23 protein-coding genes are annotated in these 26,318 nt (G+C 49.3%); 2 read left to right on the top strand and 21 right to left on the bottom strand.

What is annotated here, in order from left to right; all coding sequences use genetic code 11:
* Positions 1 to 3: 3 nt before the first annotated feature.
* The 9 genes from scpB to dnaE form a co-directional block, all read right to left on the bottom strand.
* Complete coding sequence (gene scpB, locus FD09_RS02750) at positions 4 to 618, bottom strand: SMC-Scp complex subunit ScpB (protein WP_057818076.1); 615 nt, start codon at positions 616 to 618, stop codon at positions 4 to 6.
* Positions 615 to 1,385 (bottom strand): segregation and condensation protein A, encoded by a 771-nt coding sequence (locus FD09_RS02755; protein ID WP_057818078.1) that lies wholly within the window; start codon positions 1,383 to 1,385, stop codon positions 615 to 617. Before FD09_RS02755 ends, scpB begins: the two co-directional genes overlap by 4 nt.
* Complete coding sequence (locus FD09_RS02760) at positions 1,382 to 1,762, bottom strand: hypothetical protein (RefSeq protein WP_057818080.1); 381 nt, start codon at positions 1,760 to 1,762, stop codon at positions 1,382 to 1,384. Before FD09_RS02760 ends, FD09_RS02755 begins: the two co-directional genes overlap by 4 nt.
* 69 nt (positions 1,763 to 1,831) lie before the next feature.
* Positions 1,832 to 2,722, bottom strand: coding sequence for a site-specific tyrosine recombinase XerD (gene xerD, locus FD09_RS02765; protein ID WP_057818082.1), 891 nt, complete (start codon positions 2,720 to 2,722; stop codon positions 1,832 to 1,834).
* Positions 2,712 to 3,602, bottom strand: a complete 891-nt coding sequence (locus tag FD09_RS02770; RefSeq protein ID WP_057818084.1) for a CvfB family protein — start codon at positions 3,600 to 3,602, stop codon at positions 2,712 to 2,714. The genes xerD and FD09_RS02770 overlap by 11 nt, the downstream gene beginning before the upstream one ends.
* A 7-nt stretch (positions 3,603 to 3,609) precedes the next feature.
* Complete coding sequence (locus FD09_RS02775) at positions 3,610 to 4,092, bottom strand: DUF441 domain-containing protein (protein ID WP_057818086.1); 483 nt, start codon at positions 4,090 to 4,092, stop codon at positions 3,610 to 3,612.
* A gap of 152 nt (positions 4,093 to 4,244) precedes the next feature.
* Positions 4,245 to 6,014, bottom strand: coding sequence for a pyruvate kinase (gene pyk / locus FD09_RS02780; RefSeq protein ID WP_057818088.1), 1,770 nt, complete (start codon positions 6,012 to 6,014; stop codon positions 4,245 to 4,247).
* Positions 6,015 to 6,074: 60 nt separating this feature from the next.
* Positions 6,075 to 7,034: a 6-phosphofructokinase gene (gene pfkA / locus FD09_RS02785; RefSeq protein ID WP_057818091.1), complete on the bottom strand. Its 960-nt coding sequence runs from the start codon at positions 7,032 to 7,034 to the stop codon at positions 6,075 to 6,077.
* A gap of 110 nt (positions 7,035 to 7,144) precedes the next feature.
* Positions 7,145 to 10,516, bottom strand: coding sequence for a DNA polymerase III subunit alpha (gene dnaE / locus FD09_RS02790; RefSeq protein ID WP_057818092.1), 3,372 nt, complete (start codon positions 10,514 to 10,516; stop codon positions 7,145 to 7,147).
* Positions 10,517 to 10,640: 124 nt separating this feature from the next.
* Between dnaE and FD09_RS02795 the strand changes: the two genes are divergently transcribed.
* Positions 10,641 to 10,829, top strand: coding sequence for a YjzD family protein (locus FD09_RS02795; RefSeq protein WP_057818094.1), 189 nt, complete (start codon positions 10,641 to 10,643; stop codon positions 10,827 to 10,829).
* A 150-nt stretch (positions 10,830 to 10,979) separates the two neighbouring features.
* Positions 10,980 to 11,924 (top strand): GntR family transcriptional regulator, encoded by a 945-nt coding sequence (locus FD09_RS02800; RefSeq protein ID WP_057818096.1) that lies wholly within the window; start codon positions 10,980 to 10,982, stop codon positions 11,922 to 11,924.
* Here FD09_RS02800 and FD09_RS02805 read toward each other — a convergent pair.
* From FD09_RS02805 to uvrC, 12 genes are all read right to left on the bottom strand, one after another.
* A complete protein-coding gene (locus FD09_RS02805; RefSeq protein WP_057818097.1) occupies positions 11,914 to 12,738 on the bottom strand; it encodes a hypothetical protein in 825 nt (274 codons plus the stop codon). The genes FD09_RS02800 and FD09_RS02805 overlap by 11 nt on opposite strands.
* A gap of 2 nt (positions 12,739 to 12,740) precedes the next feature.
* A complete protein-coding gene (locus FD09_RS02810) occupies positions 12,741 to 14,327 on the bottom strand; it encodes a bifunctional metallophosphatase/5'-nucleotidase (protein ID WP_057818099.1) in 1,587 nt (528 codons plus the stop codon).
* The gene (locus tag FD09_RS02815) at positions 14,327 to 14,866 is read right to left on the bottom strand and encodes a DUF1836 domain-containing protein (RefSeq protein WP_057818101.1); all 540 of its coding nucleotides are present in this window, start codon (positions 14,864 to 14,866) and stop codon (positions 14,327 to 14,329) included. Before FD09_RS02815 ends, FD09_RS02810 begins: the two co-directional genes overlap by 1 nt.
* Before the next feature lie 193 nt (positions 14,867 to 15,059).
* The gene (gene rpmF, locus FD09_RS02820; RefSeq protein WP_057818103.1) at positions 15,060 to 15,257 is read right to left on the bottom strand and encodes a 50S ribosomal protein L32; all 198 of its coding nucleotides are present in this window, start codon (positions 15,255 to 15,257) and stop codon (positions 15,060 to 15,062) included.
* A gap of 141 nt (positions 15,258 to 15,398) precedes the next feature.
* Positions 15,399 to 18,032, bottom strand: coding sequence for an ATP-dependent chaperone ClpB (gene clpB, locus FD09_RS02825; RefSeq protein ID WP_057818106.1), 2,634 nt, complete (start codon positions 18,030 to 18,032; stop codon positions 15,399 to 15,401).
* Positions 18,033 to 18,054: 22 nt separating this feature from the next.
* The gene (locus tag FD09_RS02830; RefSeq protein ID WP_057818108.1) at positions 18,055 to 18,477 is read right to left on the bottom strand and encodes a LapA family protein; all 423 of its coding nucleotides are present in this window, start codon (positions 18,475 to 18,477) and stop codon (positions 18,055 to 18,057) included.
* Between the two features lie 22 nt (positions 18,478 to 18,499).
* Positions 18,500 to 19,306, bottom strand: a complete 807-nt coding sequence (locus FD09_RS02835) for an SDR family NAD(P)-dependent oxidoreductase (protein ID WP_057818110.1) — start codon at positions 19,304 to 19,306, stop codon at positions 18,500 to 18,502.
* Complete coding sequence (gene rnz, locus FD09_RS02840; RefSeq protein WP_057818112.1) at positions 19,290 to 20,246, bottom strand: ribonuclease Z; 957 nt, start codon at positions 20,244 to 20,246, stop codon at positions 19,290 to 19,292. Before rnz ends, FD09_RS02835 begins: the two co-directional genes overlap by 17 nt.
* A 37-nt stretch (positions 20,247 to 20,283) precedes the next feature.
* Positions 20,284 to 22,278 carry an acyltransferase family protein gene (locus FD09_RS02845; RefSeq protein ID WP_157053665.1) on the bottom strand — a complete coding sequence of 665 codons (1,995 nt, stop codon included), beginning with the start codon at positions 22,276 to 22,278 and terminating at the stop codon, positions 20,284 to 20,286.
* 29 nt (positions 22,279 to 22,307) lie between these two features.
* Positions 22,308 to 23,606, bottom strand: a complete 1,299-nt coding sequence (gene obgE, locus FD09_RS02850) for a GTPase ObgE (protein WP_057818116.1) — start codon at positions 23,604 to 23,606, stop codon at positions 22,308 to 22,310.
* Positions 23,607 to 23,888: 282 nt separating this feature from the next.
* The gene (gene nrdI, locus FD09_RS02855) at positions 23,889 to 24,359 is read right to left on the bottom strand and encodes a class Ib ribonucleoside-diphosphate reductase assembly flavoprotein NrdI (protein WP_057818118.1); all 471 of its coding nucleotides are present in this window, start codon (positions 24,357 to 24,359) and stop codon (positions 23,889 to 23,891) included.
* Positions 24,360 to 24,389: 30 nt separating this feature from the next.
* Positions 24,390 to 26,186 carry an excinuclease ABC subunit UvrC gene (uvrC, locus tag FD09_RS02860; protein WP_057818120.1) on the bottom strand — a complete coding sequence of 599 codons (1,797 nt, stop codon included), beginning with the start codon at positions 26,184 to 26,186 and terminating at the stop codon, positions 24,390 to 24,392.
* Between the last annotated feature and the right edge of the window lie 132 nt (positions 26,187 to 26,318).

Below are 26,318 nucleotides of genomic sequence, written 5' to 3' on the forward strand. Positions count from 1 at the left end.
TTCTTACTCCTTTTCTGAGTCAGCTGATGCTGATTCATCCGTGTCGCCGAGTTCTGCGTTGAATGTCGCAAAGAGATCCGAGGACTCTCCTATATCAGCCCGGCTGCGAGTCAGCGGCGGCAAGTCACTGAGCGCCGTTAATCCAAAATAATCGAGAAACGCCGGTGTCGTCTGATACAGAATCGGCCGTCCTGGTGCATCTTTACGCCCTGCTTCAGCAATCAAGTCATGGGCCAGTAATGTCTGCAGCGCACCCGCACTGTGAATTCCGCGAATCTCATCAATTTCAATCCGCGTGATGGGCTGTTGATACGCCACAATGCTCACCACTTCGACTGCTGCCTGGGAAAGATGGCGGCTGCCGGCGTCCACCAGGTAGTTGCGAATCATGTCCGCAAAAAGAGGTTTGGTCACCAATTTGTAGCGCTCACCAAAATGGGCTAGATATACGCCACGGTCTGACGCCGATTGTAATTTTTGTCCCCATTGGGTAATTTGTTCGCGCATCGCCGGAACAGCAATATTGAGTGTGCTTGCCAGGTCGGGTAATGTCATACCGTCTTCGCCGGCCGCATATAGAACTGCCTCCAAGGCCGCCTCATAGCCTTGTTCACTCATGAAATCATTCCCTTCGCGACATTTTGCGCCGAGCGCCACTGGACGAACAGTGGGGCACCAAAGCTTTCTTGGGTACATGTAATCTCTTCATCTTTGAGCATTTCTAATACAGCTAAAAATGTCGTGACCACTTCATCGACTGAGGGCGTTGTCGATAATAGTCGCTCAAAATGAACGGCACGCTTTGCCCCGACTGCCCGTAAAAATTGGCGTACCCGTTTGATTTGCGTGCCAATAACGTGTTTCTCCAACGGAATTGTTCGTTGGGGGAACTTTGGCCGTTGTTCCCGCTGCCAGATCCGTTCCATCGTCAAGCGGAGGGCATCAATGGTTAAAAGACCCGGTGCTAAAGGCTGGACGGTGTCCGACGGTGGAGCCTGCGGCGGGCGATCAAATGATAATGCTCGTTTATCTGCCATTTGCCGTAATATCACTGCCGCTTTTTGGTAACTTTCATAAATCAGCAGTTGATTGACCAGCCCTTCCCGCGGATCTTCGGTGGCGTCATCCGTTTCTTCTGTCAACGGGTTATTTGGCAACAACATTTTGGACTTAATCGCCATTAAGGTGGAAGCCAACACTAAATAATCCCCCGCCGAATCCAGCGCCAGCACCGCGTTGTGGTGAATATAATCCAGGTACTGACTGGTAATTTGAGCAATGGGAATATCGTAAATATCAATTTTTTGCTGGCGAATCAAGTGGAGCAATAAATCTAACGGGCCGGTATAATCCTGTACTGAGAAAGTCAGTCCCAGTGTACTCATTGATTATCCTCAGCTTCTTGATTTTGTGACTGTTCCCACTTCACCAATAGCGGCGTGGTTTCAAACGTCCCCATTAGCTTTTGGTGCGGATATAGTTTAGCCAGCTCGGTAAAAATCAGGTACGTTTGGTGGCTGCCGCGCTCAGAAGGCATCAAAGAAACGTGCCGGACGAGCACAATATCACTGCTCAATTGAATCCCCACCACGCCAGAAAAATCACGATCACCCTCTGGTCGCCATAAATATAATAAGTATTCTGGATCATTTTGATACAAGGCCATTTCGGTTTGTAAATGATTCAATGGCTTCAGATCCGGAACATACGAAAGCAAACCCATGGCTATCTTTTCGTAGTCATTCTTGTACTTTACTAACATCGTGTCCTCCAATTTGCCTGTTGTTCTCTTACATAAGGTAGCACAACCCAAAATTTGCAACAAGCAGGCTCATTCGTAACGGGGATGGTACTTGGCATACACATCTAATAACCTGGTCTTAGAAATATGGGTATAAATCTGGGTCGTCGCGATATCAGCATGGCCCAGCAATTCTTGGACAACCCGCAGGTCTGCTCCATTTTCCAACAGGTGGGTGGCAAAGGAATGGCGCAGTGTATGGGGTGTCACATCTTTTTGAATCCCCGCCTGAGCAACATATTTTTTGATCATTTTCCAAATACTTTGTCGAGACAGACCGTTGCCATGAAAATTCAAAAAGACAGTTTGGTCCCGGCCGTGCAAATACCCCGGACGAATATCTCGCAAATATTGTTCCAACCAATTGACGGCTGTATCACCAATCGGAACGATCCGTTCCCGATCACCTTTCCCCACAACTTGCACCAATCCAAGATCCAGATGCAGTTGTGTAAGTTGCAAAGTGGTCAATTCCGAAACCCGCATACCGGTGGCATACAGGACCTCCAAGATTGCCCGGTCACGCATGCCCAATGGCTTACTCGTATCGGGTTGGGCCAACACGGACTGCACTTCGCCTATTGAGAGCACATCAGGCAGATGGTGAGTGGCTTTGGGGGCATCGACCAGCGTCATGGGATCATGAGCAACCAAGTGTTGGTGGATGGCAAAACGATAGAATTTACGCAGTGATGCGACCAACCGAATTTGGGACTGGACGGCCTTGCCCGCAGCTGCCTGGGTCTGCAAAAATGCTTCAATCACCGGTGCACTGGTGGGCAATGGTTCATGTTGTTCGTTCAGCCATGATAAAAAGGTGCGCACATCCCGGCAATAACTGAGCCGGGTATTCTTCGCCAATCCTTGGTCTAATTGCAAAAATCGGGAAAAATCAGCCACCCAATCTTGTTCACGACTCATCCTTGGTCACCAGCTGCAATTGGCCGTCTTTTTGTTCAATTCGATGCTGCTTAAGCAGATTACCCACAGCCCGTTTGAAGGCCCCCTTGGAAATTGCAAATGTGGCGGCGATGTCTTCAGGCGTACTCTTGTCGGAAAATGGCAGCACCCCTCCTGGGGTTTGTTCCAGCATCGCTAGGATCATCTGTGCATCATCCGAAATTTCTTCGTAAGCCATGGGCTTCATCGATAAATTCAAACCATGGTGTTGGGTGGTACCAATAACCCGGGCCTCGATCTGTTCGCCCAATCGGGGCTGTGTGAACCATTCTGAATAATGGATAAAGGCGCCTTGATAGTCGTCCGTCAATACATTGATTCCCACGTCCCGCACACGGACGACTGTGCCGTGGATAGTCTGATTACGTTGTCCCGCTTTAGCAGGTGAGGCAATAGCTTGGACAATGTCTGGACCAGCCAATTGGCCCCACAACCGGCCCTTACGATCCACCGTCAGAGAAACCAGTAATCGATCATTGGGCTGGGGCCAAATAGACGGATCTTCCGGTAAAATATCCAAAGACACCACAATGTCTTTATCGGGTAGACCGATATCTACAAACACGCCTAATTTGGGTAATTTGCGGGTGACCGTGCCAAAAGCATAATGATCGATACGGACCAAGGGCAGCTTTGTGGTGCCGCGCAAATGGTCATGCATGTCGGTATAGACAAATAATTGTACGTCGCTGCCAGTGGCTGGAACTTCTGTAAATTCAGTCAGGGGAACAGCAGCAGTTTGGCCCGCGACTTGGACAAATACGAACTCGTCATTATGATCGCTGATCTGGCCGGTGAGTACCTGACCTTGAAGCGATGCTTGTGTTTCATTTTCACTCATATGCCTATTAACCTCCTAAGCCAGCGGGCAACTGATGGATCACTGTTAAAATTGTATAGGTGATGCCCGCCGCAATCACTGGTCCCGCAGCGATTCCCTTTAGGAAAACAACCCCTAAGATCGTGCCAAAGACCAAAGCGACGGTCATTTCTGGACTGGCTGCTAACAGCCCGACTCCTTTGGCGGAAAGAATGGCCACCAGGATACCGCAGATCACTGCGATATATCCTGCAGGCGAACGGAAAGCATTCATGAGATCCGCAAAACCAATTTTACCCGTTGCAATGGGAACCAAGATCGTAATTGAAATAACGGTGACTCCCCAATCAATTCCAGAAGACCCAATCGTGTCCAACAGTTGATCTGTTCCGGGTATTGCTTTTAATAATCCAACCACCAATACGGCAATGATCAAGGAACGATTCTTGCCAAGTGTTGCGACGACTAAAATTGCGGCCAGGAAAAGCCAGCTTTCCCATTGATTCGTCATGTTCGCCCTCACTTTCCTAATTGTTCTTATTGTACCCGAATTTGTGCTTGGACAAAACGGGTCAGTCATTTTTCTATTAACTAAAACAGATCCCGCTCGCCGAGAAGCGAACGGGATCTGTTCATCCATGAATTGATTAATTCACTTGCGGATTAAAGAGCGTTGCTGGCACCACGATAAATCATGCCGCGACGGGAATCAACAGTGATGACCTCACCGTCTTGTACCAGCTTCGTCGCGTCTTTAGCGCCAACGACAACTGGAATACCCATTGCAATACCGACAACAGCTGCGTGAGAAGTTAAGCCGCCAGTCTCAACGACGATAGCGCTAGACTTCTCAATGGCTGGCAGATAGTCCTTATCGGTTGTCTTAACAACCAGGATACCGCCGTCAACGGCCTTTTCGTTAGCTTCTTCAGCAGAGGAAGCCACAACAGCCTTGCCGACAACAGTTTCATCACCAACACCTTGGCCACTGGTCAACTTGGAGCCGATCAGTTGGATCCGCATCAAGTTGGTTGTGCCACTTTCACCAACAGGAACACCGGCGACGATCAAAATCAAGTCGCCTTCCTTGGCAAAGCCTTGGTCTTGGGCTAATTGAGCAGCCGCATTGAACATTTCATCAGTATTAGCCGGACGCTTAGTCAATACAGGATGAACACCCCAACTGACAGTCAAGGCACGTTCTGTATTTTCATCAAACGTCATAGCCAAGATATCAGCAGCCGGACGATACTTAGCAATCATCCGCGCAGTGTAACCGGAATTAGTGGCTGCCACGATCGTCTTGATGTGTAAGTCATTGGCCGTATTCACAACCGCTTCACCAATTGATTCAGTGGCGTTAGCGCCGCTGTATTCACGAATCCGTTGATAGGAAAGCGTACCAGTGGCATCCACTTCTTGTTCTGTCCGTTCGTCGATCCGAGCCATGGCAGAAACAGATTCAACAGGATACTTACCATTAGCTGATTCGCCAGAAAGCATCGTTGCATCAGTACCATCTAATACTGAGTTAGCCACATCGGTCACTTCAGCACGGGTTGGCCGCGGGTTCTCTTGCATGGAGTCCAACATTTGAGTCGCCGTGATAACTGGCTTGCCCAATTGGTTGCACTTCTTGATCAAACGTTTTTGAACAAACGGTACATTTTCAAACGGAATTTCAACACCCATGTCGCCCCGGGCAACCATTAAACCATCGGAGACCTTCAGAATCTCATCAATGTTGTCGATACCTTCTTGGGATTCGATCTTTGGGAAGATCATGACATGTTCCATGTGCTTTTCTTCCAGTAATTCGCGAATGTCCAAGACATCTTGCGCCTTACGAACGAAGGAAGCAGAAATGAAGTTGATGTTGTGATCCAAACCAAAACGAATATCGCTGGTATCCTTTTCAGTGATCCCAGGCAACCGAATTTCAACACCAGGTGCGTTAACCCCTTTACGGGAACCAATGTAACCATCATTTTGAACTTGGGTAACCAGTTCACGGTGGGCATCATCTTTTTCCGTGATCTTCAAGTCCACCAAACCATCGTCAATCAGGACGTGGCCACCAACGTGGGTGTCATCGTACAGACCAGGATAAGTTACAGCGATCTTGTCGGGTGTTCCTTCCAGATCAGCATCCATAGAAACACGGATGACGTCACCGGTATGTGCTTCAAAGCCCTTGTTCTTTTGAACAGTTGTCCGAATCTCGGCACCCTTCGTATCCAAACAGATACCAACGATCTTGCCTGTCTTCTTTTCGGCTTCATGCACCATGTTCATCCGGGACAAATGTTCAGGGTGATCACCGTGAGAGAAGTTGAAACGGAAAACATTTGCGCCGGCTTCAATCAACTTAACGATTGTATCGACGTCGTTGCTGGCTGGTCCTAATGTACTAACGATTTTGGTCTTTTTCATAACTTGCAAAAACCTCCTGTGATTTAGTTACCGCACAACACACTTCTATGGTACCAAAGATTAATGGGATAAGTCACTGTTCAAATCATACAATGACATATCCGCCTTGTGCTTGGAATCGAACAAATCATCCATCTTGTGGTAAGTCAGTTCGTTGTTTTCGATGCCAACAGCCAAACCGCCCTTGCCTTGCATCAGCAATTCAACGGCATAGGCCCCCATCTTAGAAGCCAATACCCGATCCCGAGCGCTTGGTGCACCACCCCGTTGAACATGGCCCAACACGGTGGAACGGACATGGAAATCACCGAATTTACTGAGTTCTTCAGCAAATTCTGGTGCGTGCATGACACCCTCTGCCAAAATCACGACAGAGTGCTTGCGACCGGCTTGCCGATCGGTGTTGATATGAGCGGCCACTTGGGCAATGTCAAACTTCTTTTCTGGGATGATAATTTCTTCAGCCCCTCCGGCGACACCTGCCCAAAGCGCAATATCACCAGCGTTGCGGCCCATCACTTCCACGATGAAAGTCCGTTCGTGACTCGCTGCGGTGTCCCGAATCTTATCGATGGCATCCAGAGCCGTATTCACTGCCGTATCAAAACCAATTGTGAAATCTGTGTAGGGAATATCATTGTCGATTGTGCCTGGCAGGCCAATTGCATTGTAACCATGTTCCGTCAAACGCAATCCACCATGATAGGAACCATCGCCGCCGATGACGACCAATGCCTCAATCCCAAACTTTTCCAACTGTTTGATACCGGCTAATTGTGCGCTCTCCTGCGCAAATTCTGGATAACGAGCAGAATAAAGAAAAGTACCGCCCCGTTGAATGATATCCAACACGGTGTCCTTATCCAGTTGGAAAATGTCCCCAGCAACCAGGCCAGCGTAGCCATAGTTAATACCATAGACTTCGATGCCTTCGTGCAAGGCTTTGAGGGTGACGGCACGAACGGCTGCGTTCATGCCGGGCGCGTCGCCGCCACTCGTCAAAATACCAATGCGTTTCATCTTTTCACCTCAGGAATAAAATACTGGAACCACACGTTCCATAACACTAACAATATATCACGTTCATGTAATAAAATCTTGTTTTCTTCTGAATTTTCATGACCGTTTTCCTAGTGACTGGCCCGCAAGACCACATTGGTCGACCCCAATAAGTCGATCAACGCTTGCTGCTGTGCCTTGGCGCCCGAGAAACCGTGGGGGGCGGCAAACAACCGCTTCTCACCCGTCTTTGGTCGATACAGTACAATTGGAATTTGCCCCTGCTGCTGACCCAGCAAGTGCATGATTTCCTGATTCACTACAGGGGTATCCTTTTGTGCAGGAATCTGCAAGTAAAGAGTTGCTGGAATATTTTCAGCCAATATGGTCTGGGCGTTTTTGATCGTATCCGCAACGACTTGGATTTCCCCATTGCGCTCCTGAGTTTTGCCTTGAATTAAATAGACGGCGTCTGATTCAAGATGCTGGCCCACTTGCCGGTAAAGATTAGGGAAAACTGTCACATCGGCACTGCCGCTGGCATCTTCTACGGTTAAAAACGCCATCTCGTCGCCCTTTTTAGTTCGAATCACCTTGACCTTGCGCACATAGAGCAATAGTGTGACCGCCATATTAGACGTCATGTCACTCACGTTCTTAATCGGAAAGCGGCCTTTCAATAGCACATACCGATCGGTAGGATGACCGCTGATGTAAGCGCCTAAGTATTCCGCCGCTAAATCAGCCCGCTTTGCCGGTTCATAATCCGGAATTTCTTCCTCTTTAGGCTGCAACACACTAAACAACGACGTATTCTCGCCGGCAAACTCGGCGCTCTTAACCCGGCCAGCAATATTAGCCGCCAGTTGCCGCCGGTTCTTATCAAACCGATCAAACGCCCCTGTTAAAATCAGCGCGGTCAGCGCATCCTCTTTCAAAAATTTGGGGTTTTGCCGCCGCAAAAAATCATCCACGGACTGAAATGGTCCATGATCATGCCGCTCCGTCAAAATGCTGTGGGCAAAATCCGTGCGAATTCCCTTAATCAACGTCAAGCCAAAGTGAATCGTGTTTTGGTACACACTGAAATAAGCACCAGATGCATTGATGTCCGGTCCCACCATTTTGACCCCATGCTGCCGTGCTTCCTGCACATAGGTTTTAATTTTGGCATCATTGCCGCGGACCGAATTTAATAATGCTGCAAAAAACGGGGCCGGATAATGGACCTTCAAAAAGGCTAACCAAAACGCAATCATACTATAGGCCACCGCGTGGGACCGGTTAAAGCCATAGTTGGCGAAGCTTTCGATATAGTCGTAGACCTTTTGTGCATCTTCTACCGAGTAGCCCTGGGTCTGGGCGCCTTGCAAAAAGTCCGCCCGTAAACTATCGAGCACGCCCTTCTTCTTCTTACTCATGGCTCGCCGCAAGGAATCGGCTTTGGCCAAACTGAAGCCGCCCATGACATTGGCCACTTGCATGACCTGCTCTTGATACACGAGCACGCCATATGTGGGCGCCAAGATGGACGTCAACGCCTTGGCGGGATATTCAATGGGTTGCTGCCCGTGCTTACGAGCGATAAAGGTGGGGATGTTGTCCATTGGGCCCGGCCGGTATAAAGCGTTAGTCGCCACGATGTCCTCAAAGCTGGTGGGCGCTAACTGCCGCAAGACATTTTTAATGCCGCTGGATTCAAACTGGAAAACACCATTGGTATCGCCGGCGCGGAAAAGCGCCAGCGTCGCTTCATCAGTCAACGGGATCTTGCGCGGATCAAACGCCTGCCCAGTTTCCCGCGCAACCGAATTTATTGTTGCCGCTAAAATTGACAAATTACGCAGCCCCAAAAAGTCCATCTTTAACAGGCCTAGCGCTTCAGCATTGCCCATGGGCTGCTGAATCAGCTTGACCCCATTGCTGCCAGCCTGTACAGCCACCACATCAGTTAAAGCGTGATCACTGAGGACGATCCCCGCCGCATGGGTAGAGGTGTTGCGAGGCAACCCTTCTAACCGTTGGGCGGTGTTAAATAACAGACGATTACGATCATTATCATTAATTCGGTTTTGCAGCGGCAGTGATTCTTTGGCAGCCTGGGTTAATGACACGTGCAGCACCGGCGGAATCGTCTTTGTCCAGGCATTCAGCTCGGGCATGCTCAAACCAAATGTCCGGCCCACATCCCGCAACGCTGCTTTAGCGGCTAGTGTACCAAATGTGACGATCTGGGCCATATGCGTATCGCCGTATCGTTCGTGGACGTATTGAATGAGTTCTTCTCGGCGGTTATCTGGAATGTCCAAGTCAATATCGGGCATCTGCTGCCGCTCGGGGTTGAGGAAACGTTCAAATAGTAGGTGGTACTGAATGGGATCCACCTCGGTAATGGCCAATGCGTAGCTGACCAGTGAACCGGCTGCAGAACCCCGTCCTGGCCCAGTCATGACGTTGGTCTCGTGCATATGTTTCATGACGTCCCAGACAATTAAGAAATAATCAGGAAAGCCCATTTGATCGATCACGGATAATTCATACTGTAGCCGATCCTGATACTCTTTTGGAATGTTTTCTTTGCCAAAGCGGGCACGCAACCCCTTCTGGGCTAATTCAGTCAAATAGGCCAACGCAGATTTGCCGTTTGGTGTGGGAAAATGGGGTAATTCCGCCCGTTTAAAGGTCAACGTCACGTCTGCTTGCGCCGCCAGATCAGTACTTTGAGCCAAAGCGCCCTCCAAGTGAGCAGACTGGTAGGCCTGCTCCACTTCTGATCGGGGAGCCAATGAGAAGCGCCCACGGCCGGTAGCCAATGTTTCGGGATGTTCTAATACTTCGCCCCGATCCACCGCTTGTAATACCCGAGCAGAAAAAGCATCATCGCTATCCAAGTAGCGCACATCATCTACCGCCGTTAACGGCAACTGGGTGGTGATACTCAGTTGTCTTAAAAACGATTGCTCCATACTGGACTGGTGCCGACTGACTCCGAGATATACGGGCGTATCACCAGCGGCAGCCTGTACCCGAGCCAGGATAGCGTGTGCCCCAGCGGTGTTTTGGCTGTGCCCAAAATAGGCCACCTGGCTGCCAAACGGCGGCACAATGATTGCCAGGCCTTGATGATAAGCGGCCAAATCAGCCCAACTGCATTGCTGTGGTGTGCTGGTCATGACAGCACTGGAAAGCATGATCAGATTGTGGTAACCCGTCTGGTCCATGGCTAATAATAAAAGACGGCCACTGGGTGCTTGGGCAGCCTCCCCCGCCACCAACGACGGTTCATCGGCAGGGGCCATATTCACGATTAATCCTAAAATTGGTTTAATCCCCGCGCTGTTGGCCAACCGATAAAAATCAACCGTGCCATACATGACGTTGACATCAGTTAAGGCGATGGCATCATAACCGCGATCCGCCGCGGCTTGGATCAAATCCGCCACCCGGGTTGGGCTGGTCAGTAGACTGTAAGCAGACAACACCTGTAATTGCGCAAACGCCATTCGTTCATCAACCTCGTTCCTAAATCTCTTCTTTACAGTATAGCAAATAATAGTACTCATCATTGAGCTGGATTAGCCGCCTGTGGTATACTGACACCAGTTTACAGAAAGAGGGTCCATCGCCGTGAAACACATTATTACGATTATCTGGGGCGGAATCTTAGGTCTGGTCATTGGCTTCATTGGTTCTGCATTGACCCAGACCCAGTTTCAGTTGCAGACCGCAGTGACGGTCACAGCTATCGGCGGCTTGCTGCTGAACGTCTTGGCGATGTATATGGAGAAACAAGCCAAACCCACCAAAACGGAGTAAGTCATGTCATTCCGTTAACCAAATATTCCGTTACCCGTTTGGCGGTAACGGTTTTTTTGTGCCCGTCAAAGGCTGAAATTAGTATGTGTTTCGCGAAAAATATGATATATTTAATTTGAAAGTTAGTATATCTTTTATGGAGGCGTTACAATGAGTCAACCCCGATATCGCCAGATTGAAGCGGCCGTGAAGGAACGGATCATCAGTGGCACTTATCCGCCAGGGAGCCAAGTACCCACAGAGAAAGCCTTGGCTGCTGAATTCAGCGTCAGTTTAATCACAAGCAAACGCGCATTAACCGAATTGGCGGACCAGGGCCTCATCGTCCGTCGGCGGGGCGCAGGCAGCTTTGTTCGCCAGACCGCCACCGGGCACCCACGTTCAGCAGCCACATTAAAGACTGAGCGCACAACTTATTATATCGATGCCCAAATCCCCTTGTTCTTAACTGATATCCAGCAGCTGGCATTGCCCCTAACCCGCATTCACCAACTCAATGAAGCATTACCGACAAGCGGTCCCGTCGTCATGGTGGGGCCAGTTCCGGCCACTGAAAAGATATACTCTTTAACCAATAAAGATATACCTTTTCTCGTTGGCAGTACCGCCGCCCAAAGCCTACCTTTTCCCCAAGTTTCCTTCGCAAATGATGCCGCTGCAACACTCACTAAGCAGGCCATCCAAATGCGTGGTCCAGGCCAGTCACTCCCACTCTTTTATGATGATGATGGGACCGCCCCATATTCGGACCAATTAAGTGCGCAAGCGCGGTATATTAGTTTTAGCCAGACATTTACCGATCTCCAACCTATGCCGCAAACAATGTCAGATGGTATTTTTGTATTCAATGAGCTGGAGCGGTTACAGCTTTTTTTGGCAAAAGAAAAACACGCTGATATTCAGCGTGTGGCATACTTCTTTTTAATTACGTATTTACCCTTACAACTAGCCAAACAACTTCAACGGTACCTCGTAAATGCCGGCGTACAGGTCATCAATTTCGATTGGCAAGCGCTGCTTTCAGCCGCGACAACCTGGCCGGGAACGATGCAGCCATGGCAAAAAACTGTGCCCCCCCGCTTTGTTACCGTGTGATATAGATGTACAGTTTGGTCGGTGAAAAGCCAATGTTGAAATGCACGTTTTTAGACACTATGGTTTTCATTGTGGTTTGACTGCTTTGGGCATCTTTTTGCTGTTTCTGGAAGTCCTTCAAGACGTTTTTGGCGTCGGCGCCCATCGTGCTGGCAATGAGCGAGAAGGTCGTGATGAACGATGCCGCTTCTTTCTTATTTTTCAGTACACTTGTCGGCACGATCGTGGTCAATCCAATTAACTGCTTGTCTTGGACATTGACCCGGACTACGGTTTGGCCAATTGTCGCCAAGTTATGGATACCTTCTGCAGCGGTGAGTGGCAATGCCCCCTTCTGCTGGTTGGCAGCTTGTGCCATCTGGGCCTTCATTGCTGCTTCCGCCTGTTTGGCCGCCGGTGTGCTGGCTTGGGTGGATGAGCTGTTCTGCGCGCTGGTGTCTTTCTTTTGCGGGTTATTCATTTGCAACAAAATAAAATTGTATTTTTGCGCAAATGCGGCATATTGGCCAAATCCAGCGCTGGCGGCCACCGTAATCGCCCGTTTCGCTGAACCACTGTGAAAGACTACTTGTTGGGCCTGCGTTGTCGGCGCAACAGTGTAAACAAAGTTGCCGTCATGATTGGTGATTTTTTCGGTCTTTTTGCCGGCAATCGTGGCTGTGATCTTCTCGTTATGGGGGGCAGTTCCCTTCACGACTGCCACCATACCATCAGCTGCATAGTGCCGTTGAGGGGTGGTGATTTTTTGTTGTCCGCACCCGGCCAACAACGCCATGCCGAAGACTGCGATAACTGGTAATATCTTCTTAAACATTGTTAATCCTCCGCTGTATTTTGATTGGTACTGTTAATCACGTGAAAGTTGTGATCCGCTTGGGCAGTGATTACCGGATGCTTGCGTAAGTAATCCGCAATCAATTCGGTCATGTCTTTTTGGTTTTCTCGAATGATTGAATCAGCACCAAACATCGCATAATTGCCGCCGCCCACGGCTCGATATTGATTGACGACAACAGCCAACTCTTGTTTCGGTTGAACTGGCGCACCGTGATAATTTAACACCACAATTCTCTGACCCACCGGCTGCGCGACATCAATCGTATAATCGATTCCTTGATACATATCGTAATTGTAACGTTGCGGCTTGGGCTTAATAAAGTGGGGATTCACAGCCACAGTGCCTTGGGGGCCAGGCATGAAATACTCCGCACTTTTTTCCAAAGCAGCCTTCAACACTGCCCCGTTTAGTTTTAGCACGGCCAGTGTATTGGGATAAATGTAATTGGTCATCACGTCCCGCAGTGAAATTGTTTCACCAAAGCCGGCCCCTTCATTGTTAAAAAGGGCGGTCCCTGAAATATCGGTTTGGGTCGCTGCCATTTGCACCCGTTGAATAAACTCAATATAAGGGCTCTCGTGGATGCGGGCGTCATCGGGGTCAGTAATACGCATATCACCGGCCACTCGGCCCAGCGGCTTGTCCAGCCAATCCTCCACGGTATTTTCCACGGGAGCCATCAGAGCCGTGATGGCTGGATCTGGCACTGCCTCCCCGGTGGGCAGTAATTTAGCCGCACTATCGGTCACTTGCCACTGGCCGCCTTTTTTCGTGATGGTCAAATCAATGCGTCCCACCATTTCTCCGCGATACCCAGGCTGCGTGGTAGGCACACCAAACAGATGATCCGCAATTTGCCTGTGTTGGTGACCGGTAACTAACGCATCAATTCCTGGAATTTGGGCCAATTGATAGCCGACATTTTCGCCGGTCTGCCGCTCAGTTGGCCGACCAGTGGCCAGATCCCGTTCAAAACCGCCGTGATAAGCCACGACGACGACGTCCGCCTGCTGCCGCAGTATCGGTACCCAGTGCTTGGCTGTGGCCAGCACATCCGCAAACGTGAGTCCTTCAATATGATCGGGGCTTTCCCAATGGGGAATATAATTAGTGGTCAACCCCAATACGGCAATCCGAATTCCTGCCTTCTCAATGATCCGGTAAGGTTCTCCAAACGCCGCATGATCATTGTGCAAAATATTGGCTTGCGCCAGTGGATAGTTCAATGTATCCAGTGCTTCTGCTAAGTAATCGGCACCATAGTTAAATTCATGATTGCCTAGCGTCCCGACGTCGTAACCCACGGCATTATACGCTTGAGTCAATAATTCCGGCGCAAAATGGCCTGTGCCCTTTACCGCGTAATAGGCCAGTGGTGAGCCTTGTAAAAAATCGCCATTTTCAATGACTAGAGTGTGGTCCGGATCCTGTTGCCGCACTGCTTTAATCACCGTTGCTGCACGGGTCAAGCCGAAAGGCAAGGCCGCATGCCGCCGGACGTAATTGGTCGGAGAAACAAAACCATGGGTGTCGCTGGTCGAAAGAATCGTTAAGGTGACCGCCATTATTTGCCCTCCTTTGCCACTGGTTCTGCGACCAGCGCATGGTGGACAATAGCCTTTTGAATCACGCTCAAGACCGCGATCTGAATGATTGGCGCGCTCATTGCCACGATCTGTCCTTCTGTCTGACCAGGAATCAAAATATCCTGTTGAAAATTCGTGGCATAACGATGCACATTGTTCAATGTCGTGAGTACAAAGAAGTCATAAATACGGGCTGCTTCAGCGGGCTTGCTGAGTAACGTCACCCCGGCATGAATATCGCTCAACGGGTAGACTTCAGAGAAAAAGGCGATGGCCATGATGGCTGCGATCCCCTTCTGATCAAATTTTTTCTTGCTGGCTTCCGTGACCACTTTCTGTTTGACCCAGTAATTAATATCGCTGGTCGTGACCGCGGCAAAACCAAACGGGGCAAATGCCTTATTCACAATGTCTGCGGCCTGTTCGGCATAGACCGGAAACGCCGGTAAGTCTGCCCACCGCGGAATTGCCAGTTGCTGTAATTGGGTAATGTATGTTGTCACTGCTGATTGTGCCAAGAAAAACGCCTACCTTTCAAGTTAACTGTCACAAATCATTGTAACACCCGCCAGGACGCACCGGGAATAACTTGCGGCCATGATCGGTATTCACCACAAAAAAACTGATCCCGGACTGCTTCCCAACGGAATCAATCCAGTGATCAGTTTGCTGACGTTAACAAACATCGCGTCCAAAAACACACGAGTTTGATTACTTGTTATCGGAACTATCGTCGGCGGCCTTCTTGACCACTTGTTCACCCTTGTAGAAACCTTTGGGGGAAACGTGGTGGCTCAGGCGATATTCGCCGGTGGCTGCGTCAAAATGCATGTTAGGAACAGTCAATTTGATGTGTCCACGACGCATGCGCTTCTTGGTTTTAGATGTTCTCCGTGCAGGAACTGCCATTGTCAAAACTCCTTTACGATGGATTGATGATATCGACGTATCAACGTACCGGCCAGTTAGCCGGTCTGCTGTCAAGGAAATACTATTGACAGCTCACTCAAAATATAATACTATCTTTTGCCCCGCGGGGCAAGGGTTCTTTCACGATTTTGTCTCCGCTGCCCCTATATTCTCAGTATCTGCGCTGTTAACCGCTTTGAAAACAAGTTGATCATGATCACCACGATCTACCGCAATCGTGCTGTTCGGTGCGAAATCACCAGCGATGATTTTCTTGGCCAACGGAGTTTCCACCGCCGTCGTAATCAACCGCCGTAAGGGCCGCGCACCAAATGCCGGATCATACCCATTGTCCGCCAGCCAATCGATAGCGGCGCTGGTTGCTTTTAAGTGCAGATGTTGATCAGCCAACCGCGTACTGAGCGCCTGGAGTAAATGACCGACAATTTGGTGAATGGCGCCGCGACTCAATGGTGTGAACATAATAATGTCGTCAATTCGATTCAGAAACTCTGGTTTAAAATGGGCCCGCACAATTGTGTCCACTTTTTGCCGCGTGGCATCGGTAATGTGCCCATCTTGATCCAATCCCTGCAACAAGGCTTCGGAACCGAGGTTACTCGTCATAATGATCAATGTATTCTTGAAGTCCACGGTCCGCCCTTGACTATCCGTTAAGCGACCATCGTCTAAGACTTGCAGCAAAATATTGAATACATCGGGATGGGCCTTCTCAATTTCGTCCAGGAGGACAATGGTGTACGGATTGCGCCGCACTGCCTCAGTCAGCTGGCCGCCCTCTTCGTAGCCAACATAGCCGGGCGCAGCGCCCACCAAACGGGACACGGAATACTTTTCCATGTATTCACTCATATCAATGCGGACCATGTGCTTTTCAGAGTCAAACAGATTATCTGCTAATGTTTTCGCCAGCTCCGTTTTGCCCACACCGGTGGGACCCAGGAAAAGAAAGGAACCCAGGGGCCGATTAGGATCCTGTAAACCTGCGCGAGAACGCAACACCGCATCGGCCACGGCGTTGACTGCTTCGTCCTGACCAACGACGCGCTCATGCAAGTGATCCGCCAAATGAAGCAATTTATCCCGGTCGCTTTGGACTAATTTAGCCACTGGAATACCCGTCTGACGCGCCACGACAGCGGCAATTTCGGTCGCTGTGACGGATTCCTGAACTAGCCATTGACCGCTGTGCTCTTGCGTTTCTAACGTCTTTAATTCTTTTTGCAGCCGCGGCAAATCGCCGTGCTGAATTCGAGCAGCTGTTTCCAAGTCATACCGCGACTGGGCATCGGCCAAGGCATGCTGGGTATGTTCAATCTCACTTTTCTTATCGTTCACAGCTTTGATCGCTTGTTTCTCGTTTTCCCATTGCCCAGATAACCGGTGATGAACCTCCCGCAGATCGGACAATTGTTTATCCACCGCTGCTAAGCGATCCTTCGAGGGCGCATCGGTCTCACTCTTGAGAGCTTGCTGCTCAATTTCCAGTTGCATGATGGCGCGGGTGTTTTCATCCAATTCAGTGGGCATGGAATTCATTTCGACGTTAATCGTTGCAGATGCTTCATCCACCAAATCGATGGCCTTATCGGGTAAGAAACGATCCGTGATGTACCGATCTGATAAACGGGCAGCGGCAACCAGTGCATCATCGTGGATGCGGACGCCGTGGAAAATCTCAAAGCGCTCTTTCAAACCTCGCAAAATTGTAATTGTTTCGGCCACTGTCGGTTCCTGGACTTGAACCCGCTGAAAACGACGTTCTAATGCCTTATCCTTTTCAATATTATTACGGTATTCATCCAGTGTCGTCGCCCCGATCAGATGTAGTTCGCCCCGGGCCAACATTGGCTTGAGCAGGTTGCCGGCATCCATACTGCCCTCAGTTTTGCCAGCCCCCATAATAGTGTGAATTTCATCGATAAACAGAATAATTTGGCCATCACTCTTTTTGACTTCATTCAACACCGACTTGAGCCGCTCTTCGAACTCACCACGGTACTTGGCCCCAGCAATTAAAGCGCCCATGTCCAGTGAGATCACGGTTTTGTCCCGCAAATTTGCCGGTACGTCGCCGCGGACAATACGTTGGGCTAAGCCTTCCACAATGGCCGTTTTCCCCACCCCGGGAGCGCCGATCAACACTGGATTGTTTTTGGTCTTGCGGGACAGGATGCGAATGACATCCCGAATCTCATCATCCCGACCGATAATCGGATCTGGATTGCCTTGACGGGCTTCCTGGACCAGATCTGTGCCGTATTTTTTTAACGCTTGATAATTTGCTTCTTGATTTTGAGAACGGACATGTTGTCCGCCACGAATCTTGGTGATGATATCGCGTAACCCTTTCTCGGTTAGCCCTTGCGCGACGAGAAACTGCGTCAGCGGATGATACTGCAGCTGATACAATGCGAGAAACACCAATTCACTGGAAAGAAAATCATCTTGAAATTCCTTGCGTAGTTGATCTGCCGCCACCAGCAACTGATTCAAATTCTGGGATAACACACTGCCATAATCACTCACGCCGCCAACTTGGGGAATGGCATCCAACTCCTTATTCAACTCTGCCTGCCACAGGCCAGTATCAATATGGGCCTGAGTGAGAATGGTTTGGCCTAATGTCTCCGGTAAAGTCAGCGCCAAAAATAAATGCGGAATGTCCACTTCTTGGTGGTGCCGCACCACCGCTGTTTGCCGTGCTTGAGTCAACGCGTCTTTCACTGCCTGGGTCATTTGTTCCGGATTCAAGGTACCCCCACCTCTCTACCAATTATTGGAGATTATCGTTGCCCTCGCTGCTTTGCCCCTTTTGCTGAGTCAATGTGTTGCTTTGCCGTTGCAATGCTTTGATTTGGGTGTCTTTTTCCGCCAACGCCTGATTCATTTCCGTGGTCATGCGGTCAGTTTCATTCTGAACCGCGGCGTCAACGGCTACCTGTTGGGCCTTGTCGGCTTGGGCGACCTTAGCTTCAGCGTCTTTGACTTGTTTCTTCATCTGGTTCTGCTGGCCAATGGAAATGAGGCCAGTAATCACGACACCAATAAAAACAGCCCCAATGATAACCAGCACTAACGGCATTTGGACTTTGGCAAAGCCGAAACTAATGGCGACGGAATCCACGTTGAGTACCGCAAAAATAACAATCAGCAACGTGAGTGTGACCGTAATAATTAAACGTACTTGTTTTTGCAAGGTTCTCCCCACTTTCCTATTCTTACTTTTGGTTCCCGAAAGTACCGGCAATCACATCTCCAATACGGGGTGCCAATGGATAAAGTACACTGGCCACGGCCATAATGAACGGTGCGTTAATTTCTCGTTTCGTGGTCCCCATTGCATTCACAATTTTCGTCGCCAAAGTACCCGGATCAATCGTGAACGCAGCTACTTTATTTAAGTATTGACCAGATTTGTCTGCAATATTGAAGAAGTTAGTGGCCACGGGTCCCGGGTTGATACTGGTCGCAAGAATGCCGAAGGGTTTTAGTTCCAATCGTAAAACGTTCGTAAATTGAATGACTGCAGCCTTGGCGGCTGAATAATAAGCAGATTTCGGCGTGGGCATTTTACCCGCCATTGAACCGACATTCAAAATGTGACCATGTCCCTGAACCATCATTAAACTGACAATTTTTCGCGAGAAGTACATTAAACCCAGTACATCCACTTTGAACAGTTTTTCCACCACTGCCCAATCTGTGTCGACAATGGATTCAAAATCGCCAAAACCGGCTGCATTGAGTAGGATGTCCACCCGACCGGTCAATGTGTTAATTTGCTCGACCGCGTCGTCAATGGCGGCCCGGTCACCCACGTCCACCGGTACCACATACGCAGGCGCTCCAGAAAGAAGCGTCACGTCTTGGGCGAGTGCTGTGAGTTTATCTGCGGAACGCGCCATTAGAATAAGCGTAGCCCCGCGCCGGGCAGCCTCATAGGCCACGGCTTCCCCGATCCCGGAACTGGCTCCAGTGATGGCGACAACAGAATTGGTTAATGATTGCTCATGACTTGCTTGCATAATCCACACCCTGCTTTCTGAACGGAATTTTGATTGTCTCTAAATCATGAACGATTTTCGTATTGGGAAAAACGGTTCGTGCCTCAGTGACTAACTGATGAGATGCATTGCCTAAGTAACGGGCCGAAATGTGCGTCAGTAATAACAAGCCCACGTGGGCTTGCTTAGCCGTCTCAGCCGCGCTTTTACTGGTGGAATGATAGTAACGATGAGCCAATTTGGCCTCACTGGCGCCAAAGGTACTTTCATGAACCAAGACATCCGCATCCATGCCTAATTTTACCGCATTTGGCGTCTTTCTCGTATCCCCAAGAATTGTCACGATCCGCCCAGGCTGCGGGCGATCGACAAAGTCTGCCGCGTGAATCACGCGGCCATCGTCCAAGGTCACGTCCTGACCGGCCTTAATCCGTCCGTATAACGGTCCAGAGGGGACCCCGGCCGCCTGTAGCTCATCGACGAGTAAGGCCCCCGGATGCGGTTTTTCGATGACCCGATAGCCAAAGCTTTGAATCCGGTGATCAAGTTCGCCAGCAGAGACGGAGAAAGTGGGGTCGTCAAAAATCTCACCCGCGCGCTTCAGCTCCACAAATCGCAACGGATAGCTAAGATGAGTGTCAGAAACGCGTAGGGACGTTTCTAAGAAGTCTTTGACGCCAACTGGGCCATAAACAGTTAGCGGCGTGTTTCCTCCTTGAAATGAACGAGAGGCCACCAAACCGGGCAGCCCGTATAGATGGTCGCCATGTAAGTGAGTAATAAAAATCTTGGTGATCTTGCGGGGGCGTATATTGGTCCGCAAAATTTGGTGTTGGGTGGCTTCACCGACATCAAATAGCCAAATTTCGTTTCGTTCTGCCAGCAATTTTAACGCGATACTGGTCACGTTCCGTGATTTAGAAGGAACCCCGGCACCAGTACCTAAAAAAACCAACTCCATAAGTTATCGTTCTCCGTCCTATTTCAATGTGGTGTACTCATTTCTTCTCTGGCGCCTGTTGGGCATTCTTTTCGCCATTGAGTACTTCTTTGGCGACGAATGTCGCGTAATATGGGCTGCCAGTGTTGTTGGGGTGCACTTGGTCATTCCAGAACCAATCATTGTGCGGGTTAGCATATGCGAACCAATCAATAATATGCAGGTTGGCATAGCGTTTGGCGGCATCGGCCAATGTACTATTCACCTGACCCTGCCACTGCCGCGTAGGTACCCGTGCATTGATCCAATAAACCCGACGGTTTTGCCCCACGGCCTGCATAAATTGATCCAGCTGATCCATGGTGAACGGTCCATTCGTCCCCAAACCAACCAGGACCACATCGGCCATCGCGCCCTGCGCGGATAAATTCTTCACGCTGTCGATCGTATTGACCATCTGCTGACCGACATTGGCTTGAATATAAATTTTCGGAAAAATCCGGGTCAACAGTGGTTGCCCATCAATCATCACTGAATCACCAAATGCGGTGATCGGTAATTGCTGAGCCCGTTGCAGCTGCACTTGCGTCAAGCCGTACTTTTCTAAATCTTGATTCACTGGATGTTCCTTAGCTCGAGATTCTTCTGCGGCGCTTTGAGACTTGGAAAGCGACTCTGACAATGATTTATTTTGTGCCGCCTTTTTCTTTTCTTCGTTTGCCTTCTTAATCGCGGCCAACTGCGACTTACTGCGCTTATCATTAGCCTTCGCATTGGCTTTGATCTTTTGAGCCAATTCCGATTTATCAGCCGCATCTGGGTTAGTCTGCGCACCTTGAACTACAGCCACACTGCCACCCACCATAATCAAAGCAACGATTGCTGAAACAGTACGGGTAATCCATTCCTGGGGCGTATTGCCGTGGAACAAGTCTGAGAACCACTCTCCGATTCGGCGGAAATCAAATTGGCCAATGGGTTTTTCGATCCACCGATAGGACACTTCACTGATCGCAACAATTAAGACGACTTCAATGACGGGGTAAAGAATCGGATGATTCGCCACATCAGGAAATTTGGACTCAAAGAAAATCATCACCGGGAATTGATATACATACAATCCATAACTGCGCGATCCGACCCAGTCAAAGAACGGATTGCTCATAATACGATTCCAATCTGCACCAGGATGGGCAATGACGGCAATGGCGAGCACCGTGAATAACGTGAACAGGAACATGCCGCCACGGTAAGTCCAACTGTTTTGGGCATCCAATGTAAAAATCAGCCAAAGCATACCGGCAATCCCGATCAAACCCGCGACATCCAAAGTCCAACGATCACGATTGCCCACTTTTCCTCGTAAACGATCCGTCGGCCAGACAAAGGCCAAAGCCACACCAAGGAAAATGCTAAAAAGCCGCGTATCTGTCCCGTAATATAGACGGCTAGGGTCCACATGCGGCTGATAAAGAACCGCCATTAATAATCCTGAAATCACCGAGATTAACAGTGCCGTATTAAACAACCACTTCCGATTGTTTTTGAACAGGTGGAACAGCAAGATGATGAGCAGCGGTCCGAAGATGTAAAACTGATTCTCAATCGACAGTGTCCACATGTGCGTGAACGGTGATTCATTATTGGCAAAACGTTCAAAATACGACTGTCCATTGAAAATTTGCCACCAGTTATAATAATTCAAAAGGTTAGCGGCCACGATCTTGTGCAGATTAGCCAGTAAATTCCGTTGAAACAGCACGATATACGTACTAGTCGCAAACAACATCACGATCAATGTCGGATAAATTTTCTTTAAGCGGCGGCCATAAAACCGGCGCAACCGAAAATGTCCGGTGCTGCGTAATTCGCGCATGACTTGGTCCGCGATTAAATAGCCCGCTAAGGCCAGAAAAATCGGAACCCCTAAATAACCACCGCGGAAAATATTGGGATTCAAATGATACAGGATCACGCCCAGCACCCCAATGGTGCGTAATCCGCTAAAACCTGTAATGAAGCGCCGCTTCTTTGTCTGCCCAGCCCGTTGCATTACTTCCCTATCACCTTTCATGGTTCATGTTATTCTACGAAGTCAAAGGTCAATTCACCAATCGTCACGGTGTCGCCATCCTGGGCACCCGCCTGACGCAGTGCCTCATCGACTCCCATACCGTGTAATTGACGGTCAAAGCGAATGAGTGAGTCTTGATGGTCCAAGTTGGTCATCTGGGCCAATCTTTCGACGCGCTCCCCAGTCACGACAAATACACCATCTTCATCACGAGTGACGTGGAAGGTCGGAGCTGCTTGCTCCGCCGTGTAGGTCCGCTCTGTCGGACCCGCCTCTTTCGCTGCAGCCGCTTCCTCGGCTTGGACTGAGTGTAACAACGCCGCTGTCTTTTGCAGTAAAGGCCGCACACCCGCATGGGTTACATTGGAAATGGGCATGACCGGTAACTCAGACCATTCAGACTCAGCCAGCTGCTTTTGAAATTCTGCCAACCGCTCCTCGGCACCCGGAATTTCGATTTTTGTGGGCACCACAATTTGCGGCCGATGCAGCAGCTTTTCATCGTACGTGACCAGCTCATGTTCAATTTGTTGGAAATCATCAAAAGGATCCCGGCCATTATCCGGGTCCATATCCACTAAATGCAAAATTACCCGAGTGCGCTCGATATGCCGCAAGAATTGGAAGCCTAACCCGACGCCCTGCGCAGCACCAGCAATTAATCCTGGCAAGTCGGCTAGCACAAAGTCATTACCGTCATCGACCCGGACCATCCCCAAATTAGGGGTCAAGGTCGTGAATTGATATGCCGCAATTTTTGGTTTGGCTTTGGTTACCACAGATAAAAAGGTGGATTTCCCGACAGAAGGATAACCGACTAAACCCACATCTGCTAACAATCGCAATTCTAGCCGAATGCGTCGCTCCTCACCAGGCGCGCCATTCTCTGCAATTTCCGGAGCAGTATTGCGACTGGTGGCAAAATGAATATTACCGCGGCCGCCCCGACCACCCTTGGCAACTACCAAAGTTTGGCCGTCTCTGGTAAGATCGCCAATTTCTTCTCCGCTGTCTGCGTCATAAACCACAGTGCCAGCGGGGACTTTGACCTCCACATTGTCGGCACCGCGACCATACATACTCTTAATCATCCCATTTTGGCCGGGTTTAGCCTTAAAATGGTTTTGGTATCGAAAATCCATCAGTGTCCGCGAGCCTTCATCAGCTACGAGCACCACATCCCCACCGCGACCGCCATCACCGCCGGCTGGTCCGCCCAAAGGAACGTACTTTTCATGGCGGAAAGCGACTGAGCCGTCGCCCCCCTTACCTGCCTTAACATTGATTGTCACTGTATCGACAAACATCGAAAAACCTCCTAAATTCACTGAAAAAGCCGCGTGTACTTGAATGTTGAATGAAAAATAGCTCTCACTCAGACCGAGTATGCTTCCCTTCAATCGGCGGAAACCGCTATCAGCGGCCGCCGTGCGTGTATATTCCTTGTCTCATTCTAAAGAAATCACCGTCGTTTGTAAACGGACAGTCATGTTTCTGAAAAGAAAAGAAAATGGGGACGGCTTTGCGTTCCCATATTTTTTATTATGTTAACTAACTTTTGAAGCACAATGTGTGGATGCCCAAAAGTATTAATGGGCCGCCGCTGACGCAAATGTTTTCTTCAAAACGTCGTATATCCGAACCACATCTTGGTCTGTCCCCCGCAGCTCATAATCCGCAATAAAGGGTGCATCAAAAGCTGCCGCATAGCGCTTAGCCGTCAGACAGTATTGACGGTTAAAATTTTTATTACCGCTGCCGATGATGCCAATACATAAGCTTGTATTGCCGCCATCCGCAATGTATTCACCCAAAGCGTTGGTCATAAGTTCTTTAACACCGTTATCCACGCCGTTGCCGCCATCCAAATATGTCGGTACCATGGCGACAAACGGTCCAGCTTCTTTGGCTGGGATCGTTGCTTCGGATACTTCTCTTAATTCAATTTCAGGCTCAACAGCGTTTTTTTCGTGCTGAGTGGTGGCATATTCCGCCAATTTTTGAGCAAATGATCGTGTGTTACCGGAAATGGAAATATAAAGAACCTTGATTTTTGTCATATAGCGCCTACTTTCTGTCCCTGCAGCAGCTTACAAACTGAGCAAAATGGTTTGCGCCACTGTTTTTGCAATGCCGAGCGACTCAATATCTGCCACGGAGGCTTCCTTGATCTTGGTCACCGAACCGAAGTGTTTCAATAACTTGATGCGCGTCTTTGGACCCACACCATGGATAGATTCCAATTTAGAAGACAATGAATTCTTATTATGGGTTTGCCGATGGAAAGTGATGGCGAACCGGTGGACCTCATCTTGCACTCGGGTCAGCAAGAAAAAGCCCTGTGATTGCCGATCCAAATCGATAATTTGCGGCGGATTGCCATACAGCAGGTCCGCCGTCCGGTGTTTATCATTTTTTACCATGCCGGCCACAGGAATGTGGAGATTCAATTCATTGACCAACACGTCTTTTACAGCATCCAACTCAATCTCGCCGCCGTCCATCAAAATCAAATCCGGCAATGGCTTCTTTTCTTTCAACAGTCGAGTATAGCGCCGCCGAATCACTTCCCGTGTATTGGCAGCTTCATCGGCCCCATTTTGATGCTCCACGGCGCCTTTTAACTTGTATTTGCGGTACATACTCTTGACGGCCTTACCATCCTCATAATACACCATCGCTGAAACCGGGTCGGTACCTTGGATGTGAGAATGGTCAAAAGCTTCCATCACATGGCCATAGGGCAAACCCAGCGCTGTAAAGATTTCCTCTTGCGCGCCCACGGTCTGGCGGTTGTCCAACTCCAATAGACGGAACTTCTCTTGCAACGCTAACTTAGCGTTTTCTTCCGCCATTTCCAGCAATTGCCGTTTCTGTCCGCGCTGGGGTGTTCTAAACGGCACACCGAGAATTTCTGCCAGCACATTCTTTTCAATTCCCGCCGGGACCAGAATTTCTTTGGGCAATACCTGATTCTTCCGGTTATAAAACTGCAAAATAAAAGTGGCCAATTCTTCCTCCGGCGCATTAATACTGGGAAAGATTCGCTTTTCTCGTTTCATCAAGCGCGCTTGGCGAATGAAGAAGACCTGCACAGAGATCCACCCCTTATCCATGTAAAAGGCAAATAAATCTCGGGGAGTATGGTCATTAGAAATAATCCGTTGTTTTTCGACAGTCTGCTCAATGTAACGCAACTGATCGCGCAAATCTGCGGCTAATTCAAATTGCAATTTGGCGGCGGCATCATTCATCCGCTTAGTCAAAGTGCGTTTGGCTTCAGTGACGTGGCCAGCTAAGAAACGCTTAATTTTCGCAATCTGGGCATCATATTCTTCCTTGGGTACATCCCGAAAGCAGGCCCCTAAGCACTGGCCCATATGGTAATACAGGCAAGGACGGCCCAAATGGCCAGGACACCGGCGCAAGGGATAAACCTTCTGTAAAAACTGGATCGTTCCCTGGGCGGCATAAACGTTTGGATACGGGCCAAAATAATAAGCACCATCCTTTTTGATTTCGCTGGTCAAAACCAACTGTGGATCCCGTTCGTTGGTAATTTTGATATAGGGATAACCGGTCCCCCGCTTCAATTTAATATTGTAATAGGGCTGATATTTCTGAATCAGCGTGATTTCGAGTAAAAAAGCTTCCTTCTCTGTTGTGGTCACGATGGTGTCAAAATCAGCAATTTCCTCATCGGCAATTTGCTCGATTAAGCGGGCCTGACCATTATTTTTATCGCCCTTAAAATAGGATCGCACCCGATTTTTTAAATTTTTCGCCTTGCCGACATAAATGATTTTGGCGTTTAAATCCTTCATCAGATAACACCCGGGTAAATCGGGCAGCAGTGCCAACTTATGTTCAATATGGGGAGACGCCATGGTCACCGATCCTTTCCGACACAATAAAAAAAACAAGCGTTCGTCATTATAGTATACCAATAGTCATCGTAATCGTGAAGCCAGGCGACTCCGTTCACTGCGTTAAGGGAGCCGCTCAATCGTGACCGCCAA

Origin of the sequence: Schleiferilactobacillus perolens DSM 12744 (assembly GCF_001435585.1) — a bacterium.
Classification (GTDB): Bacteria; Bacillota; Bacilli; order Lactobacillales; family Lactobacillaceae; genus Schleiferilactobacillus; species Schleiferilactobacillus perolens.